An 18,130-nucleotide genomic window follows, 5' to 3' on the forward strand; every position below is an offset into this window, starting at 1 on the left:
GATGAGCCCCACTCCCCCGCCCGACACCCTGCCGCTGACCCCGCCCATCCCCGTCGTCCCGCTCACGAGCCTCCCGGACTCCTGCACGGCAGGCCCTGGAGTCCGTATCCATGCCCGGCGGCTGACCGTCGGCGAAGGCGTCAGCATCGGCGCCGGCGCCACCATCGTGGGTGACGACGTGGTGCTGGGCGACCGGACGACCATCGGGGACGGCGCCGATCTGCGCGCCGCAGCACTGCACGTCGGCGCCGGCTCGGAGGTCGGCCCCCGGGTCCGGGTGCTGGTCGCCGAGCGCTTCGTGCTCGGCGCTGCCGCGCGCATCGGCCCTGACGCGCAGGTGCTGTGCCGTGACTTCGTCGCCGGACGGCTGTTCTACTTCGGCGACGGCGCACGCGTCGGCTACGGCGGGACGACGACCTCCACCGCCCGGGTCGAGATCGGCAACCGGGTGACGATCGGCCAGCACACCATCCTGAACGCGAACCACGAGATCACGGTCGGCGACGGCGTCGGCACCGGGTCCTACCTGGCCGTCTGGACACACGGCTACCACTTCGGGCACGGCCCCCTCAACGGCACCCAACCCGCCTACGCCCCGGTCCGCATCGGACGCGACGTCTGGCTCGGCTACCACGTCACCCTGCTGCCCGGCGCCCACATCGGGGACGGCACCGTGGTGGCGGCCGGCTCGGTCGTCACCGCCCCGATTCCCGCCGGCGTGCTGGCGGGCGGAGTTCCCGCCCGGGTGAAGCGACAGCTCGACCTGAGCCCCGTAGCCGACCGGCAGGCTCATGACGCCGTCCTGGAGGTGCTGCGCGCCTGGCGCACCGAGCTCGACTGGAAGGGGTGCCGGGTCCAGTGGCAGGAGTGCCCCGACGCCCTGGCCGGACTGACCGTCAGCCTGCCGGACGGCTCCCACCGCACCCGGGTGCTCTTGCTCGCCCCCGGCGCCGACGGGCCCGCCGCCCCGCCGGCCGCCCCGCCCGAGGGAGAGGCCCTCGCGATCATCACGCTGACCGACAGCGGTGCCACGGTGCGGCCCGACGGCCCGGTCGCCCTGTTCGAGCTGCGCACCGGGCAGTTGTCGGGCCACACCTCGCCGGTCATCGAGGACCTGCGTGACCAACTGCGACGGCACGCGATGCCGTGCGGGGACGACCGCGGCTTCTCCTCGATCGAACCCGGCGCGTTCGCCCGGCTCAGGGGTGCTGCCGCATGACGTCCGTCGAATCCCGGCGGGAGCCCGCAGTCATCGGCCTGCTCGGCGGCATGAGCTGGCCCTCCACGATCACCTACTACCGGGCGATCAACGAGGCGGTCGCCGGCCGACTCGGCGGTTCGCACTCCGCGCGCATCGTGATCTGGTCCCAGGACTATGCCGAAGTGGAAGAGCGGCAGTTGGCCGAGGACTGGCAGGGAGCGGGAGAGCTGCTCGCCCTCGGAGCCCGACGGCTGGAGGCGGCGGGCGCGGACCTGCTGGCGATCGCCTGCAACACCATGCACCGGGTGGCCGACGCCGTACGGGCCGCCGGCAGCCTGCCGCTGATCGACATCGTGGAGGTGACGGCGGAGGCCGCCCGCGGGCGCGGCATCACCCGCGCCGCGGTGCTGGGGACCCGCTTCACCGCCGAGGGCGGCCAGTTCGCGCGCGCCCTGACCGCCCGGGGCATCGAACCGGTACTGCCCGCCCCCGGGGACCAGGCGCTGATCGACCGCCTCATCTACGAGGAGCTGTGCCTGGGCACCGTCAGCGCCCCGGGCGCAGCGGCGTTCCGCGACCTGCGGGCCCGGCTGTGCGCCGACGGCGTCGACGGCGTGGTCCTCGCCTGCACGGAACTCGGCCTGCTGCTGACCCCGGCCGAACGCGCCGCACGGGAGCTGGTCGACACCGTCGAGGCCCACGTCGACGCGTTGGTCAACGCCTCCCTCAAGGCCGACCCGCCCGGGTGACGACCGCCTCCCTCGCCCCGCCTCCTCCTCACCCGGAACGCCACCAGCGCGACCTGGGAAGGCCTCACCCCGTCCCCCGAGAACCGAGCCGCGAAGCCCCCCACTGATCCGCTACCCTGTCCCTGGGCTGCCCTTGTGGCAGCCCAGGACCTTGCCGAGGCGAGCCGGGCTCTCACGCAGAGCATCCAGCCACGTTCACGCAGGGCCCGCCTTCGTAGCTCAGGGGATAGAGCACCGCTCTCCTAAAGCGGGTGTCGCAGGTTCGAATCCTGCCGAGGGCACAACCTGTAAGCCGCTGACCTGGGGTTTCTCCCCAGTGAGGCGCTCTATTCGGCCCCGGACTCCGCGTCCGGGGCCGTTTGCGTGAGCGGACGTACCGGTGGCTACGCCCTCCTCTTCGGCCAGGCGGAACTGCGCCGACCCCAGCTCGCCGCCTGATCCGGTACTCCCCTACGGCGGTGAAGGCCCGACCCGATGCACCGGTCGGGCCCTCAGTCCTGCGGGCGGGTTCTCGCCGTAGTCGCGGGTCAGCCGTCGGAGTAGCTGAAGTCGCCCACGGTCCAGGCGCTGACGTCCTTGATCGAGATGCGGTACATCCCGCCCGTCTCCGGGATGCCCACGGTTCCCTGCAGGATCCGCGCCACATGGAAGTGCAGATGTGTGGGCGGCCCCTCCGCGGGTGTCGTGGCAGTGAAGATGGCGGAGAACTCGCTCAGGCGGGCGGAATCCGTCAGCACCTCCGACACCCGTTCTCTCCACACGGCTTCGGGGGCGAGCCGGCCGGTGATGACAGCACCGCCGGTGACCACGGTCAGGGACATCTGGTTGCTCTGCCCGGACTCCACCAGGGCGGCGACGTTCACGAGCAGCTCGTCAGGCTTCGACATGGAAGTCGATTCTATTCTCCACCGCGCCCCGGCGGGCAAAGCCTGCGCGCGATCGCGCCCGCCGGGGCGGCCGCTGTCGCGGCTCCGAACCGCCAGTGGCGCCGGTGGTCGAGCCCCTCCCGAGGCGCGTGCGCTGCCGTACAGGACTTCGTCAGCGCGAGGACCCTCCCACGGTCCGCAACGTCGGAGCCTGTCCCGACCACGTCTCCACCAGCCGACTTCGCCGCCACCTCCTGCAGTCGGCGGCGAACAACCAAAAAACACTGCGGTCAGGGCGAATCAATATCTGTCGCCACGGTCTGAGAATTTAATGGATCCAGTGGGGAGAGTTTCTACCGCAACACGGCGGCCGGAAATATTTGCCGCACACAGGCCGCTGCAGCGTGCTACTGTCGATCTCGGTTGCAGTTTTGGTACCCAAGAACTTCAAGCGCCTCCAGCCGGAATTCGTTCCACTGGAAGCGCTTTGTATTTCCCGGTCTTTTGCCGGGCGGGGCATCATCGCGGCGACACGGCGTCCGCACAGTGCAGTCGCCGATGTATTGCCCCAAAGGAGATATGACATGGCTGCTGGTACCGTGAAGTGGTTCAACGCGGAAAAGGGTTTTGGCTTCATCGAGCAGGACGGTGGCGGCGCTGACGTGTTCGCCCACTACTCGAACATCGCCACCCAGGGCTTCCGCGAGCTGAACGAGGGCCAGAAGGTCACCTTCGACATCGCGCAGGGCCAGAAGGGCCCGACGGCCGAGAACATCGTTCCCGCCTAAGCGCTGACACGCATTCTGCAGCTGGGGCCCGCATCCCTCGGGGTGCGGGCCCCAGCTGCACGCATTTCCCGCGGTGGGTTCACCCGCGGTATCGATCGTGGAGACACTCGGCCGACCGGCCCTTTCGGAGCCGAACCCGAGTGGATTGTTTTTGGTTGCCGCGCCCGCATGGCGCCACCTTTTTCCAGCGTCTGAGCCCGTACAGATTCCCTGTCTGCCAGATCTGCTTTCACATTCCATTCGGCCCGTTCTCGCAATTCCCTGCGCCGCTCATACGCTGCGGGAATTCCTTGATGCGTGCCGTATCAAGGAAGGTTCCGCATGAACCCCACACGTACGAACGAGCGCTCTTCTCGCTCCCGCAGCCACACCGGCGGCCCGGCTTTCGGCGCCGGATCCGGCTCCGGTTCGGGCCGGGGCAGCCGCTTCGGCTCATCACCCCAGGGCCGCTCCGGAGCCCCGAGCCGCTCGGGCGGCTACGGTCGTCGGCCCGCTGCGGTGCAGGGCGAGTTCGCGCCGCCGAAGACGATCACTCCCGCGCTGCCCGCTGTCGAGGCGTTCGCCGACCTGGCCATGCCGGCCCAGCTGCTCGCCACGCTCACCCGTGAGGGCATGGCCACGCCGTTCCCGATCCAGGCGGCCACGCTGCCCAACACCCTCGCGGGCCGCGACGTCCTGGGACGCGGCCGCACCGGCTCGGGCAAGACCCTCGCCTTCGGCCTCGCCCTGCTGGCCCGTACGGCCGGCCAGAGCGCCGAGTCGGGCCAGCCGCTCGCACTGGTCCTCGTACCGACGCGCGAACTCGCCCAGCAGGTCACGGCCGCGCTCACCCCGTACGCCCGGGCGGTCAAGCTGCGCCTGGCCACCGTGGTGGGCGGCATGCCCATCTACCGGCAGGCACAGGCGCTGCGCGCCGGGGCCGAAGTGGTCGTTGCCACGCCCGGCCGGCTCAAGGACCTCATCGACCGTGGTGACTGCCGGCTGAACCAGGTCGCGATCACCGTCCTCGACGAGGCCGACCAGATGGCGGACATGGGCTTCATGCCGCAGGTCACCGCGCTCCTCGACCAGGTGCGTCCCGAGGGCCAGCGGATGCTGTTCTCCGCCACCCTCGACCGCAACGTCGACCTGCTGGTCCGCCGCTACCTGACCGACCCCGTCGTGCACTCCGTCGACCCCTCGCAGGGCGCGGTGACCACGATGGAGCACCACGTCCTGCACGTGCAGAACTTCGACAAGCAGGCCGCCACGACCGAGATCGCCGCCCGCGAGGGCCGCGTGATCATGTTCCTGGACACCAAGCACGGCGTGGACAGGCTGACCGAGCACCTGCTGAGCAACGGGGTGCGCGCCGCGGCGCTGCACGGCGGGAAGTCGCAGCCGCAGCGGACCCGTACCCTCACGCAGTTCAAGTCCGGGCACGTCAGCGTGCTCGTGGCGACGAACGTCGCGGCCCGTGGCATCCACGTCGACAACCTCGACCTGGTCGTCAACGTGGACCCGCCGACCGACCCCAAGGACTACCTCCACCGCGGCGGCCGCACCGCCCGCGCAGGCGAGTCCGGCAGCGTCGTCACCCTGGTCACCCCCAACCAGCGCCGCGACATGACCCGCCTCATGCAAGCCGCCGGGATCAGCCCGCAGACCACCCAGGTCCGCTCCGGCGACGAGGCCCTGCACCGCATCACCGGCGCCCAAGCACCCTCCGGCATCCCGGTCACCATCACCGCGCCGGTCGTCGAACGCGCCAAGCGCAGTACGGCCTCCCGCGGCCGCCGCGGGCCCGCCTCGGCCGCACGGCGCGCCAGCGCGCGGCAGTCCGCCTTTGATGCGGCGGCCTGAGCATCCACGTGATCCGGAAACTGACCCATCTCTGCAGGAGGCAGATTTTGACGCTGGTCCAGATGCAGCCCCGCTCCCCGCACGTCGACCTCGTCCGCAGGACGGTGGACGACGCCATGGAAGCGGCCGGTCCGCAGGTCTGCGACGACATGACCGTCGAGGTGGCCCTGGCCGTCACGGCCAGTTCCCGCGCGGACCATCTGCTCGTCTGCGACGAGGACGGCCTCTGCACCGGGCTGATCACGCGGGAGCGGCTCAGCACCGTCCGCGACAGCGCCGCGTACACCGACCGGCTCCGGCTGCGCGATGTCCTCGGCGACCGTGGGCCGTTCGCCTCGCCCATGACCACGATGGCCGAGGCCGAGCACGCGATGCGCTACCGCAAGCTCGCCGCCCTGCCCGTCGTCGATGAACAAGGCAGCGCTCTGGGCGTCCTCGCCCTCGCCCGCTGAACCACCTCAGGGTGGCCGGACCGTTCCCCTCTTCTCCCTGTGAGGCATCATGCGCTGTGTCATCGCCCGCTTCCCGTTCGACTTGACCAAGAGCGGCGTCCTGGAGTCCATGAAGGACATCAAGCCCGAGCAGGTCATCGGTGATTCTGTGATCATCGGCCGCCGCACCTACCCCGTGAAGCAGGTCGGCCAGGTCCTCACCCGCCAGGACCGCCGCGACTTCAGCGCCGGCGAAGTCCTCCGCGCCATGACCCAGCTCGGCTTCACCTGCCGCGGCAGCAGCATTCCCCGGGCCGCCGTCGCCACACGCGTACTCAGCCCGCTCCAGCGAGCCTCCGCGATGCTCGGCACCCCCGTCACCGCCTGACCGGCAGGCCGGCGCACGCCGCCACCCGAACAGCGAACAGGGCCCGACCGGCACGCGCCGATCGGGCCCTTCCGCATACCCGCAGGGCGATGGCCTTGTGGCGGGGCTCCGGGTGGGTCAGGCCGTCAGGTCGGCGTAGAGGATCACGTTGTTCGTGCGGTGGCCGTTCTTGATCTCGCCGCCGCAGGTCAGCAGGCGCAGTTCGGGGCGGTTGGTTTCCCCGTAGACCTTGTCGGTCGGGAAGTCCTTCTTGGCCACGTCCTCGATCTCGCGGATCTTGAACCTTGCCGTCTTCCCGTCCTCGCGCGGCACCTCGATCAGGTCGCCGAGCTTGATCTTCTTGACGTTCTTCATCACCGCGGGCCCGTACTTCGTGTCGAAGTGCGCGACGAGGACGGCCGCCCCCTTCTCGCCCGGGGTCACGCCCTGGGTCCACCAGCCCGGGTTGTCCGCGTCGGTGTCCGCGTTCGGCACGCCGAGCTCGCCCGTGGCCGGGTCCACCGTGAGGTCGACCATCTTCTTCGCGTCCACGCCCGCCGCGTCGATCTTCATCCCGGTCGGCTTCGACCCCGGGAGAGCGGGCGCGGCCTCGCCCGCGGGGGTGGGGGCCGCCGTGCTGCCCACCTTGGGGTCCGGCGGCAGCCCGGCACCGCTGCCGGTACCGGTGCCGGTGCCGCACGCGGTGAGGGTCCCGCACGCGGTGAGGGTGGCGAGCGCCGCGACGGCGGCGGTACGGACAGTGGCGCGCATGAGTGTTTCCCTCGGGTCGGCGTCACCTGCGGTGGCGACGACCCCGACGTTACGAGGGTCATGTCTGGGTCATCCGTCGGGGATGTAACAGCCGGCCGGACGCCTCCCCGCGAAGTGGTGAAGGAAGCGGTCAAGGGGCAGACGAAAGCCCTTCCGGCCTGAGCCGGAAGGGCAACCTCACCACGTCATGACATCAGGGCTCGGACTTCGGGCCCCTCCTCAGCTGAGGCCCCTGCTGCGCTCGCCGATGCGGTCGCCCTGCGGGGTCCCGGCCCGCTTGAGTTCCGCCTTCGTGTGCGCTCCGCCCTTGACCTTGCTCCGGACCGGACCGGAGAAGCCGTGCGCGTGTTGCACGGCGCGGGGCAGGTTGGTCGCTTCCTCGGCCTTCGCGACAGCCGTCTGGAAGTCCTGCTTCTGCTCTTTGCTCATCCCGTCGTCACTCCCTAAAAAGACTCGGGGCACCCAATCGGACTACTGGGATCGTATGCATATAAAGGGCCCAACGCACCCGGACCGGACGTAAAGAATGGTCGATCAAGGTCGGTCAGGGACGGTCAGGGACGCGGCGGAGCCGGGCGCTCCGGTGGCCCCAGCACCTCGTAGAGCAGCTCGTCCGGACACGGGGTGCCCCGCGGGAGCTGGTACTTCGCCGCGATCCGGTACTCCCCCGGCGCCGGGGCCAGCAGCTCCGTCCACTCGTCCCCGCTACCGTCCGAGGCCGCCTTGAACAGGCACCCGGCCGTGTTCGCGTAGACCTTCGGCTCGGCGACCGTGCCCTTCGGCGTCGCCTTCCCCGCGGCCTTGGAGGCCTCCGTCTCCTGCGGCGGCTCCACCGGCTTGCCCGCACCGTCCACCAGTCCCAGCCACGGGGAGTGCGGGATGCGCACCATCACCCGGCCGGCCTGCTTCACGTCGATGACCAGCTGGTCGGCGCCGGCCCGCACCACCGTCGCGGGGCCGGCGACCAGGTTCGTCGGGTCCGTGACCTTGAAGAGCTGCCAGTTCGCGTCGCCCCACACCTGCTGGAGGTACGGAAGCCCCTCGCGCACCAGCTTCGCCTCGTCCCGCCCGCCCTCATCGGGTTTGTCGGCGGGCAGCACCACGTAGTGCACGGCCCAGCGGTCCAGCCATTCGCGGTAGCTGTCGGGGGTCAGGGTGTCGTCGTAGAAGACCGGGTTGCGCTCCAGATCGGCCTGCCGGTTCCAGCCGCGCGCGAGGTTCACGTACGCGGGGAAGGCGGAGGACTCGCGGTGGCTGCTGGCCGGGACCACCTCGACGCGGCCCCGGTCGGCGCCCGCCTTCTGGAGCTGGTCCACCAGCGGGGCCAGTTCCCGGCTCCAGGAGGCCAGCGGGGTGGTGCGGACGATGTCGGTGACGCTGTTGACGGTGATCCACGCGGTCACCCCGGTGAGGGCGAGGATCAGCCCGTACCAGCGGCGCGTGCGCGGGGCCTCGTACGGGAGGGCCGCGAGCAGCACCACTGCGCCGAACAGCATCGCCAGCCGGGTCACGTTCGAACCGACCTGGGAGTCGATCGCCCAGGTCAGCGCCACCCCGAGGGCGTAGATCGCGGACGCGGTCCGGACCGTTTTCCAGCTCTTCGGTACGAGGAACAGCGCGGCCAGCGCGCACGCGAACGGCAGCGCCGCCGAGATCAGCTTGATCGGCTGGGTCCCCGAGAAGGGGAACAGCCAGGACGACAGTCCGACCACCGCGGCAGGGGCCAGGCCGAGGGCGTACGCGCCCGGGCGCCGGGCGTTCAGGAACAGCGCGGCCGCGATCACCCCGAGGAACAGTCCGGCTACCGGGCTGGAGGCGGTGGCGATCGCCGCGAGCGGAGCCGCCACGGCGGCCTTCGCCCAGCGTCGCTCGGCCCATTTGCGGGGCCAGCAGAAGACGGCGGCGACGGCCCCGAGGGCGAACATCGCGCCGAGACCGAAGGTGACGCGACCCGACACGGCGTTGCACAGGAGCCCGTACACCCCGGCCAGGGCGGGCCACAGGGGCTCGCGGACGGCACCTCGGCAGCGGGTCAGGATCATCGCGAGCAGCCCGGCCGAGACCGTTCCGGCGATCATCATCGTGGTGCGGACGCCGAGCACGTGCATCACGTACGGCGAGACCACGCTGTACGAGACCGGGTGCATGCCGCCGTACCAGGCCAGGTTGTACGCCGAGTCCGGATGGCGGCCCACGAACTCCGCCCAGGCGTCCTGCGCGGCCAGGTCGCCGCCGCTGTTGGCCACGGCGAAGAACCAGATCAGGTGCAGCAGCCCGGCCAGCGCGGTGGCCACGGCCACGGGGTGCCGGCGGGCCCAGCCGAGGGCACGGCGGTGGGCACGGCGGACCGGCCCGTGGCCGGCCTGCGGGCCCGGGGCTTCGGACTCTCCCAGCGCTCCGGGCGCTCCGGGCGGAGCCTCGTCCCGGACCCGTTCCCGGCCCTGTTCCTGCCGCTCAGCGGTGGTCACGCCGACGTACTCCCCACTCCGGTCACCTCGGGTGCGTCCCTCGGTTCGTAGACGCGGTCCGGCGCCCCCGGGTTGCCCCGGGGCGCCGGACCCGCTCCGCGCTCGCGCTCGTGCGCGGCGTCGGCCGACGCGTCGGCGGTCGGCCGGCGCCCGGCCCGCGCCTCAGCCGACGCGCGTCAGCTTCTTGCCGATGCCCGGTGCGACGAGGTCGCTCTGCAGCGCCACCGGCACCTTCACCTGGCTGGCGCCCTCGCCGACGGTCAGCACGCCGATCTCCGAGCCCGCCTTGGCGGTCTGCGGGAGCTTGCCGGCTCCGTCCGCCAGCTTGGTGGAGATGGTGAGGGTCGGCCAGCCGACCGCGTCGACGTCGGCGGTTGCCACGACCGGGACCCGGGTGCCGAGTCCGTCGTCCACGTAGCCGACGACGGCACCCTTCTTGACGACGGACGCGGCCTTCAGCATCTTCTGCGTGGCGATCATGATGTCCTTGCTCGCCTCGATCGCGGTGCCGAGGATCGGCACGCCGTGCTGGCCGAGGACCGCTCCGACGATCAGCTGGTCGGTCTTGCCGACCTCCTTGTGGGCGGCGAAGAGCAGGTTTCCGCCGGCCTTGGTGGTGGAGCCTGTCTTGATGCCGAGCGAGCCGTTGTACGGCACCAGGTCGTTGTAGTTCCGCCACTTCTTGCCCGACGGGTCGATCCAGTACGGCTTCTTGGTGATCGCGATCAGCTCCGGCATCTCGACGATCTTGAGGCCGAGCTTGACCTGGTCCTCGGCGGTGCTGACCGTGGTCGCGTCCAGACCCGAGGGGTCCGTGTACGTGGTGTTGGTCATGCCGAGTTCCCTGGCGGTGTCGTTCATCTTCTTGACGAACGCCTCCTGCCCGCCGTCCCAGCGCGCGAGCAGGCGCGCGACGTTGTTGGCGGACGGGATCATGATCGCGTTGAGGGCGTCCTCCTGGGAGATCTTGTCGCCCTCCTTCAGGTTGTTGACCGTGGACTCGCCCTCGGTCTCCTTCTTGCCGTCCTCGACCGCCGTCCTGTCGACGGGGATCATCTGACCCTTCTCCCCCTTCTTCATGGGGAAGTCCTTGAGGATGACGTAGGCGGTCATGGCCTTGGCGACACTGCCGATCGCCACGGGCTTCTGCTCGCCGAAGCTGCCGACCGGGCCGAGGCCGGCCGCGGCCATGGCCGCCTGGCCCTCCTTCGGCCACGGCAGGTTCGGAGCGCCGCCCTCGAAGGTGTACGAGGTGTTCGCGGTCACCTTCAGCGTCGGCGTGGGCAGCGGGCGCACGAGCTGGACGATTCCGAGGATCACCGCGAGGAGCACCAGGATCGGCGCGTAGATCTTGAACCGGCGTACGGCGGTGCGGGCCGCGCTCGGCGGCGGGGGCGGGTTGTTGGTGAGGTCCGCCAGCATGTCGAGCGGCGGCTTGGGCGGCAGCGGCTGCTGCGTGGTCCGCTCCGGGGACTCGTGCGTCACGGGGGTCCGCACCCCGGCGGGCACCGGAGTCCGGCCCGGAGCCTGCGCCTGCGCCGCGCCGGCCGCGCCCCTCGGAGTCCCGGGGGCGGGGGGCGCGCCCGGGGCGGGTCGCGCGGGTACGTCGTCGCTCCGCAGCGGTACGAAGGTGCTCGCCCGGTCCCCGCCGGTGGCGCCGTTGCCCTGCCGGGCCGTGCCGGGGCCGCTCGCGCCCGGGGTGGCGGTGTCGGGCTTGATGGCCCGGAACACGGCGGTCCGCTCGCTGTCGGAGGCTTCCCCGCCGGCCGGAGTGGCCGGGGTGGCAGGAGTGGCCGGAGCCGGGGGCTTGACCGCCCGGAACACCGCCGTCCGCTCGCTGTCCTCCGCCTGGCCGCCCGGAGCGGACCCCGTGCCGGGGCCGGAGCCGGGCTTCACCGCCCGGAACACGGCGGTCCGCTCACTGTCGACGGGCTCACCGCTTCCAGCGCCGCCGCGGGTGCGCGGATCACCGGACCCGACCGGCGCACGCGGAGGAGGCGTCTGCCCGCCGGAGCCCGCTTGGTCGCCCGAGGGGCCCCGCGTTCCCGGCGCGGCCGAGGTGCCCGAGGCGCCCGGAGCCGCCGGGGGCACCTGGCCGCCGCGGGGCGTCTGGTTGCCCGGAGCGTTCCCGGAGTCCTTGGGGGCCGGAGCCGCCGGGGTGCCTGAGGCTCCCGAAGTTCCCGGAGCAGCAGAGGCGGGCGAAGTAGCCGGGGCACTCGCGGAGGCCCGGGGGGCCGAAGAGGCCGGGCTACCCGGCGCCGCCGGGGCGGCCGAAGGTCCTCGGGTGCCCGAGGCCGGAGTGGCCGGGCCCTGCCCCCGACCCGAAGCACCCGAGCCGGGAGCGCCGGAGCCGGACGGGCCCGAGGCGGAAGCGCCGGGGGCGGACGGGTCCGAGGCGGAGGCACCGGAGGCCGAAGCACCCGAGGCGGAGGTACCGGAAGCCGCCGCACCAGAGGCGGATGCACCCGGGGCCGAAGCACAGGACGCCCCAGCGCCCGAGCCGGAGGCACCGGAAGCCGCAGCGCCGGAAGCCGCAGCACCAGAGGCCGAAGCACCCGAGGACGACCCACCCGAGGCGGACGTGCCCGAGGCCGAGGCACCGGAGGCCCCGGCGCCGGAGGTACCGGAGGCCGCCGTGCCCGAGGCGGACGGGTCCGGGGGCGACGCCGACGTGCCCGAGGCCGGAGTGCCGGAGGCGGGCGGGGTGTCCGAAGTGGGGGCGCTCGTCGTGCGGAACACTGCCGTGCGCTCGCTGTCGGCGGGCTCATCGGAGGGCGCGGGTTCGTCGGCCCGCGCCGAAGCGGAATCCGACGGGCGACCGGTGGCAGCCGACGGCGGAGTGACCGTACGGAACACCGCGGTGCGCTCGCTGTCGACCGGGCCGGCGTCCGCCGCGGGCGCGACCGAGGTGCCGCGCGCCCGGTCGGAGCCCGAACCGGAATCCGCGGATAGGCGGCCCGTACCGGCCGCAGGCGTTGCCGTACGGAACGAGGTCGTACGGTCACCCCCCTCGTGACCAGCGGAACCCGCGGGCGCGACCGAGGGGTCGGACGTGGAAGCGGAACCAGAAGATGCGGGCCGGTCGGCGGCTGTCGGAGGTGTCGCGGTACGGGACTCGGCCGCGCTCCCACCATCCGGGGACGCGGCTGCGACCCGAGCACCCGAGGTGCCCGAGGCATCCGCACGCACAGAAGCGGAATCGGAAGGCGGGGGCGTCACGGTGCGGAACACCGCCGTGCGCTCGCTCTCGACCGACCCGCCGGCAGCGGACTCGCCGCCCTCGGACCCCGAAGAGGAGTCAGGAGCCGAACCCGGAGCCGAACCCGCCGCAGCGGCAACCGGATCCGCGGTCGGCGCGTCGGACGGCTCATCCCCGGAGGGCGAGGGCTCCTCCGTGGCCACCCACGCGGCCACCGCGTCGCGCAGCGGATCCGCGGACCCGTCCTCCGAGTCCCTCGGGCGGAACAGCGAAGCCCTCGGGTCACGCCCCTCGGACGACTCCGTCGTCCCCGACGTTCCTTCATCAACCGACTTGTCGGGGGACTCGCCCGCCACCAGTTCCTCCTCGATCGCCTTCACGTCCGGCTGTCCGAATGTCTAACAGTGTCCCGTCTAGGGGGCATCGCCCCCGTGCTAGACGAGAACGACATAGCTGACGGTTCCCCCACAAAGCGGCCAGGCACTCTCGACAGATGAATGTGAGAGGCGTCACCCTGTCACTCATCCACGCGGGGAGGCATGGATGGGCAAGAGCCGCAGAACGATTCCGGAGGAGCTTTTGCTGCTCGCCTTGGACCCGGCCACGGGTACCACGGCGCAGCCGCAGTCGCTCGACCTCGGCCTGGCCGGGGCACAGCTAGTGGAGCTGGCTCTGGCAGGACGGATAGCCCCTGATGGGGATCGTATCGCCGTGGTGATGCCACGGCCGACAGGAGATCCGACTCTGGACTCCGCACTGGAACTGCTGCGCAGGCGCGGCAGCCCGGTTCGGGCGGTCCACTGGATCGGCGGACCCCGACTGGGGCTCCGTCAGATTTACCTCGCTCACCTGGAGCGTTGCGGCATGGTTCATGCCGTCGCGGGCCAGATGTGCGGGGTGCTGCCGACGACTCGCTACCAAGCGACCGACACAGCGATCAGCCGGGAGATCCGAGGCCGGCTGGACAGTGCGATCCGCACCGGTGTACCGCCGGACCCGCGGACCGCGGCGCTTGCCGCACTGGCCCACGCGGTCGGACTCGGCAAGCACCTGTACCCCGGCAACGAGGGGCGGTCGTCCAGGTCCCGGCTCCGGGACCTGATCCGGCACGACCCGATGGGCGGACTGGTGGCTCACGCCGTCATGGACGTCCAGAACGGCGTGGCCCAGCAGCCGCGCCGCGACCGGGCACCGGCCCAGCCCGCCAGGGCAACGGCGGCAGCCGTTCCGCTGCAGCCGCGCCGGACCGGTGCGATGGCCCGCGCGGCCGCGCACTGATCCACCGGCGGGGCCCGTAGGGCACGCACGACAGCAGTAATCGCAACCGCCTGCGCGCGGGGCGACGTAGCCGGTACGCCGGCCCCGTCGCCCCGCGCGTTTGCTTTTCCCGCCCGTTCCCCAGCGAGGCCACACGCTTCGGTGGCAGTCTGCTCACCAGCAGACACGCAGAGAGACAGCAAAGAGACAGCAACAGAAGAAGGCGGAGGTGCCGTTCACGTGGCGTCCAATGTCAATCCCACCGTCCGACGCCGCCGACTGGGCATGGAGTTGCGCAAACTGCGCGAGGACAAAGGCATGACGGCCGAGCAGGTCGCGGAACGCCTGCTCGTCTCCCAGTCGAAGATCAGCCGGCTGGAGAACGGCCGCCGTTCCATCAGTCAGCGCGACGTCCGCGATCTGTGCGACGTCTACGAGGTCGAAGACAGGCGGCTCGTCGACTCCCTCATGCAAATGGCCAAGGATTCCCGCCAGCAGGGCTGGTGGCACGCCTTCGGCGACATCCCGTACAGCGTCTACATCGGCCTGGAGACGGACGCCGCCAGCCTGCGCACCTACGAACCCCTGGTGATCCCGGGCCTGCTCCAGACCCCGGAGTACGCCCAGTCGCTGGTCCGCGGCGCGTGGCCGGAGACGGCTCCCGTCGACGTGGAGAAGCGCGTCCAGGTCCGGATGCACCGCCAGAAGCGGCTCTCCGAGACCGAGAACAGCAATCCCGAGATCGGGCCGCTGCGCCTGTGGGCGGTCATCGACGAGGCCGCCCTGCGGCGGCACGTGGGCGATGCGCAGCTCATGATCCGGCAGCTGGAGTTCCTGATAGAGCAGTCGGAGAAGCCGCATGTGACCGTCCAGGTGATGCCCTTCTCGATGGGAGCCCACCCGGGCGTCAACGGCCAGTACGCCATTCTGGAATTCCCGGACGCCTCGGACTCGACGGTGGTCTACATCGAAGGCGTGACGAGCGACCTGTACCTGGAGAAGGCCAACGACGTCCAGAAATACAGCGTGATGTACGAACATCTGCGCGCACAGGCCCACAATGTGGACCAGACGAGGCAGTTCATCGCGCAGATCATCGAGGACTTCGCGGGCAAGGGGAAATGAGGTCCGACGAAAAGGCCGGTACGGTACACCGTCACTCCCCGGGCGCAGAAGACCTGAATGGAATATGCCACTCGGTCGGGTGAACGCTTCCTTCACGCACCGGGAGCTGCGGGTAGCGTCGATCACGTCAGCCGGAGCAATGGCCGACATGACACCGGAACCACTCGCTGAACCGGAGAGAAACATGGCTATTCGTCAAGGTGCAACGGAAAACTGGACCAAGTCCTCGTACTCCGCCAACGGCGCCTGCGTCGAGGTCAAGTCCCCCGTCATGGAGGCCATCGCGGTCCGTGACTCGAAGGTGCAGGACGGCCCGTCCCTCACCTTCGCGCCCGGCTCCTGGACCTCGTTCGTCGCCGAGGTGACCGAGGGCCGCCTGGGGCGCCTCGCCTGAACGTCCAGGCGACCCTCCCAGCCCTCCGTCACACGACAAGCGCCACCAGCTCCACCGCACGACCCGTACGAGCAGCACGGCCCGTACGGCCGGCACAACCAGCAGCACCTGCACGACCAGCACCACACGCACGACCAGCACCACCTGCACCACTGACTGGAGCCCTCTCGACCGGCCCGCCGTCGTCTGCCGAGGGGGCTCGGCCATGTCCGGAAGGACCTCCCCGACTCCTCCCGGACTACCTCAGTCGATCGACGTACCGGTCCGTCCCCGGCACCGTCGGGATGAAGGGCGCCACCAGCTCCACCCGCCCCAGCCCCGACTCCGCGACCTCCGCGTCCAGCCCCTGGAACCGGTCCCAGCAGCTGCGCGGGTCGGCTTCCAGGAACCACAGCAGGGTCAGTCGGGTGTCGACCCCCTCCACCTGCTTCACGTACGTCATCCGGTCCCCGGGCAGCGGCGTCGGCCGGAAGACCGTGACCATCGCGGCCGGCGAACCGGCCAGCCGCTTCGGCAGGGCGCGCGAGCGCAGCCACTCCAGCAGCTCGGCCCGCTGCTCCGGGCCCTCCGAGTCGACGACCTGGACGACGAGCCCGCCGTACGGATGGTCGAGGGCGTGGAAGTCCCGGGGGCCTGCGGCGCCGTCCCGGTAGACGGTGGCCTCGTGGTCCTGGAACGCGGTGAAGACGTGGGTGCGGTCCTGGTAGACGCGGCCGTCGCGGTTGAGGCGCTTGTTGATGCCGACGGTCCACTTCATGTGCTCGTCGTAGCGGCCCTCGGTGACCCAGTACGTGGAGATGTAGCACCCGGCGGTCACGGGCTGGGCGACGGCCGACTTCTCCGGGTAGCGCAGCTCCTGGAGGTCGCGGGTGGCGACCCAGCGGCGGCCGGCGTACATCCAGGGCATGGCCATGGCGCCGGCGTAGTAGTGGTCGTCCTCGTACCAGCGGTTGTACGCGAACTCGTGGCCCGGGTGCGGCTCGACCATGGTGATCAGCGCGTGGCCGGGGTGGACTCCGTAGGGGCCGACCGAGGCGAGCTCGGCGTAGTCGTCGGCCCGGGTGTTCCGCTCGTCTGCTGTCATGGGAGACGGTCTAGCTGATGCGACGTCAGATGGGGAGCCCCTGGGGGGCGTTCGGTGGGACGTTCAGCATCCGATACATAGGTGCCATCTACACCTTCCCGCCGCTACGATGCGCGCACCCGCCTCCCGAAGGAGCCCCCGTGCCCGCCCCCGTGCCCGCCCCCGTGCCCGCTTCAGCGCCCGCCTCCCCGCCCGCAGCCGCAGTCGCGTCCGGCGGCGTGCTCACCTCCGCTCCGCCGCCGCCCTTCGCCGCCCGCATCCGTACGACCGCCCCGTCCGCCGTGCGCGAGATCCTCGCCGTCACCGCCCAGCCCGGGATGATCTCCTTCGCCGGCGGCCTGCCCGCGCCCGAACTCTTCGACGCCGAGGCCCTGCGGGCCGCGTACGACTCCGCCTTCGCCCGGTCCGCCCACCGCGCCCTCCAGTACTCGACCACCGAGGGCGCCCCGGAACTGCGCGCGGCCGTGGCGGCCCGGTTCGACCGGCGGGGACTGGCGACCACCGGGGACGACCTGCTGATCACCACCGGATCGCAGCAGGGGCTCGGCCTGATCACGACCGCGCTGATCGAGCCGGGCGACGCGGTGCTCGTCGAGAACCCCACCTACCTGGCCGCCCTCCAGGGATTCGCGCTCGCCGGCGCCCGTGTCATCCCCGTGCCGTGCGACGAGGAGGGCATCCTCCCGGACGCGCTGGCCGAGATCGTGGCCCGCGAACGCCCCAAACTCCTCTACACGATCCCCACCTTCCAGAACCCGACCGGCCGCACCCTTCCCGCCGCCCGCCGCGCGGAGATCGCATCGCTCGCGGCCCGCCTCGGACTGTGGCTGCTGGAGGACGACCCGTACGGAGACCTGCGCTACGAGGGCCACAACGTCCCCTGGCTCGCCGCGCACCCGGGGGCCGAGGACCGCACCGCGCTGCTCGGCAGCTTCTCGAAGGTGATGGCCCCCGGGCTCCGGCTCGGCTGGCTGCGCGCCCCGGCCGCGCTGCTGCGCGGGGCGGTGCTCGCGAAGCAGGCGGCGGACCTGCACACCTCGACGGTGGACCAGCTGGCGGCGGCGGAGTACCTGCGGACGGCGGATCTGGACGCGCACGTGGCCCGGGTCCGGGGTGCCTACCGGATCCGGCGCGACGCGCTCCTGTCGGGCCTGGCCGCCGCGCTCCCGGCGGGCTCCACGTGGAACCGCCCGGAGGGCGGCATGTTCGTCTGGGCCCGCCTTCCCGAGGGCCACGACGCGACGGCCCTGCTCCGCGCAGCCACCTCCCGGGGGGTCGCCTTCGTCCCCGGGGCCCCCTTCTACGCCCGGTCCCCGGACCCCCGGACCCTGCGGCTGTCGTTCACGACGCACACGGCGGACGAGATCGCGGAGGGCCTCCGCCGCCTGGCCGCGTAGCCGCCCGGTCGGCCCGCGGGGGCGCAGTCCCCTACCCGCCCTTCCACCGTTCCCAGGGCTCTGCCCTGACCCGGTCCTCAAACGCCGGACGGGCCGGGAACGGGGTCCCGGGCTGCGCCCGGACCCCTCGGGGCTCCGCCCCGGACCCCGGTCCTCAAACGCCGGCGGCGCTGGATTGCCTCCGGCGGCAC

At 71.6% G+C, this 18,130-nt stretch carries 17 protein-coding genes and 1 tRNA gene; 12 read left to right on the forward strand and 6 right to left on the reverse strand.

Annotation, left to right across the window (positions count from 1 at the left end):
* Nucleotide 1 precedes the first annotated feature (1 nt).
* The 3 genes from ACFYM0_RS08770 (at nt 2) to ACFYM0_RS08780 (ending at nt 2,231) form a co-directional block, all read left to right on the forward strand.
* Nucleotides 2–1,219, forward strand: coding sequence for a DapH/DapD/GlmU-related protein (locus tag ACFYM0_RS08770; RefSeq protein ID WP_388498237.1), 1,218 nt, complete (start codon nt 2–4; stop codon nt 1,217–1,219).
* Nucleotides 1,216–1,950 (forward strand): aspartate/glutamate racemase family protein, encoded by a 735-nt coding sequence (locus ACFYM0_RS08775; RefSeq protein WP_388498240.1) that lies wholly within the window; start codon nt 1,216–1,218, stop codon nt 1,948–1,950. Before ACFYM0_RS08770 ends, ACFYM0_RS08775 begins: the two co-directional genes overlap by 4 nt.
* A 208-nt stretch (nt 1,951–2,158) precedes the next feature.
* Nucleotides 2,159–2,231 (forward strand) — tRNA-Arg (locus ACFYM0_RS08780).
* 246 nt (nt 2,232–2,477) lie between these two features.
* Here the strand turns inward: ACFYM0_RS08780 and ACFYM0_RS08785 are convergent.
* Entirely contained in the window at nt 2,478–2,837 is a 360-nt protein-coding gene (locus ACFYM0_RS08785; protein WP_388498241.1) for a hypothetical protein, read from the reverse strand.
* A gap of 563 nt (nt 2,838–3,400) precedes the next feature.
* On the opposite strand from ACFYM0_RS08785, the gene ACFYM0_RS08790 reads away from it, so the two are divergent.
* The 4 genes from ACFYM0_RS08790 to ACFYM0_RS08805 all read left to right on the forward strand — a co-directional run bounded on the left by ACFYM0_RS08790 (nt 3,401) and on the right by ACFYM0_RS08805 (nt 6,265).
* Nucleotides 3,401–3,604, forward strand: a complete 204-nt coding sequence (locus tag ACFYM0_RS08790) for a cold-shock protein (protein ID WP_388498244.1) — start codon at nt 3,401–3,403, stop codon at nt 3,602–3,604.
* 321 nt (nt 3,605–3,925) lie between these two features.
* Nucleotides 3,926–5,446 (forward strand): DEAD/DEAH box helicase, encoded by a 1,521-nt coding sequence (locus tag ACFYM0_RS08795; protein WP_388498246.1) that lies wholly within the window; start codon nt 3,926–3,928, stop codon nt 5,444–5,446.
* 47 nt (nt 5,447–5,493) lie between these two features.
* Nucleotides 5,494–5,898, forward strand: coding sequence for a CBS domain-containing protein (locus ACFYM0_RS08800; RefSeq protein WP_388498249.1), 405 nt, complete (start codon nt 5,494–5,496; stop codon nt 5,896–5,898).
* Between the two features lie 49 nt (nt 5,899–5,947).
* The gene (locus tag ACFYM0_RS08805; RefSeq protein WP_388498250.1) at nt 5,948–6,265 is read left to right on the forward strand and encodes an SCO5918 family protein; all 318 of its coding nucleotides are present in this window, start codon (nt 5,948–5,950) and stop codon (nt 6,263–6,265) included.
* A 117-nt stretch (nt 6,266–6,382) separates the two neighbouring features.
* On the opposite strand, the gene ACFYM0_RS08810 is transcribed toward ACFYM0_RS08805, so the two are convergent.
* The 4 genes from ACFYM0_RS08810 to ACFYM0_RS08825 form a co-directional block, all read right to left on the reverse strand.
* Nucleotides 6,383–7,015, reverse strand: coding sequence for a sortase domain-bontaining protein (locus tag ACFYM0_RS08810; protein WP_388498251.1), 633 nt, complete (start codon nt 7,013–7,015; stop codon nt 6,383–6,385).
* A 219-nt stretch (nt 7,016–7,234) separates the two neighbouring features.
* Nucleotides 7,235–7,444 (reverse strand): hypothetical protein, encoded by a 210-nt coding sequence (locus tag ACFYM0_RS08815; protein ID WP_388498253.1) that lies wholly within the window; start codon nt 7,442–7,444, stop codon nt 7,235–7,237.
* A 125-nt stretch (nt 7,445–7,569) separates the two neighbouring features.
* Nucleotides 7,570–9,483, reverse strand: a complete 1,914-nt coding sequence (locus tag ACFYM0_RS08820) for an MFS transporter (RefSeq protein ID WP_388498255.1) — start codon at nt 9,481–9,483, stop codon at nt 7,570–7,572.
* A 162-nt stretch (nt 9,484–9,645) separates the two neighbouring features.
* The gene (locus ACFYM0_RS08825; RefSeq protein ID WP_388498257.1) at nt 9,646–11,391 is read right to left on the reverse strand and encodes a D-alanyl-D-alanine carboxypeptidase family protein; all 1,746 of its coding nucleotides are present in this window, start codon (nt 11,389–11,391) and stop codon (nt 9,646–9,648) included.
* A 673-nt stretch (nt 11,392–12,064) separates the two neighbouring features.
* Here ACFYM0_RS08825 and ACFYM0_RS08830 point away from each other — a divergent pair.
* The 4 genes from ACFYM0_RS08830 to ACFYM0_RS08845 all read left to right on the forward strand — a co-directional run bounded on the left by ACFYM0_RS08830 (nt 12,065) and on the right by ACFYM0_RS08845 (nt 15,458).
* A complete protein-coding gene (locus ACFYM0_RS08830; RefSeq protein WP_388498260.1) occupies nt 12,065–12,499 on the forward strand; it encodes a hypothetical protein in 435 nt (144 codons plus the stop codon).
* Between the two features lie 726 nt (nt 12,500–13,225).
* Entirely contained in the window at nt 13,226–13,960 is a 735-nt protein-coding gene (locus ACFYM0_RS08835; protein WP_327253293.1) for a GPP34 family phosphoprotein, read from the forward strand.
* 219 nt (nt 13,961–14,179) lie between these two features.
* Nucleotides 14,180–15,064 carry a helix-turn-helix domain-containing protein gene (locus ACFYM0_RS08840; protein ID WP_388498263.1) on the forward strand — a complete coding sequence of 295 codons (885 nt, stop codon included), beginning with the start codon at nt 14,180–14,182 and terminating at the stop codon, nt 15,062–15,064.
* A gap of 184 nt (nt 15,065–15,248) precedes the next feature.
* The gene (locus ACFYM0_RS08845; protein WP_243341874.1) at nt 15,249–15,458 is read left to right on the forward strand and encodes a DUF397 domain-containing protein; all 210 of its coding nucleotides are present in this window, start codon (nt 15,249–15,251) and stop codon (nt 15,456–15,458) included.
* 238 nt (nt 15,459–15,696) lie between these two features.
* On the opposite strand, the gene ACFYM0_RS08850 is transcribed toward ACFYM0_RS08845, so the two are convergent.
* A complete protein-coding gene (locus ACFYM0_RS08850; RefSeq protein ID WP_388498266.1) occupies nt 15,697–16,542 on the reverse strand; it encodes a hypothetical protein in 846 nt (281 codons plus the stop codon).
* 218 nt (nt 16,543–16,760) lie between these two features.
* On the opposite strand from ACFYM0_RS08850, the gene ACFYM0_RS08855 reads away from it, so the two are divergent.
* Nucleotides 16,761–17,939: a PLP-dependent aminotransferase family protein gene (locus ACFYM0_RS08855; RefSeq protein WP_388498519.1), complete on the forward strand. Its 1,179-nt coding sequence runs from the start codon at nt 16,761–16,763 to the stop codon at nt 17,937–17,939.
* The last annotated feature ends 191 nt before the right edge of the window (nt 17,940–18,130 follow it).

It is taken from the genome of Streptomyces sp. NPDC006487 (genome assembly GCF_042870555.1).
GTDB lineage: Bacteria > Actinomycetota > Actinomycetes > Streptomycetales > Streptomycetaceae > Streptomyces.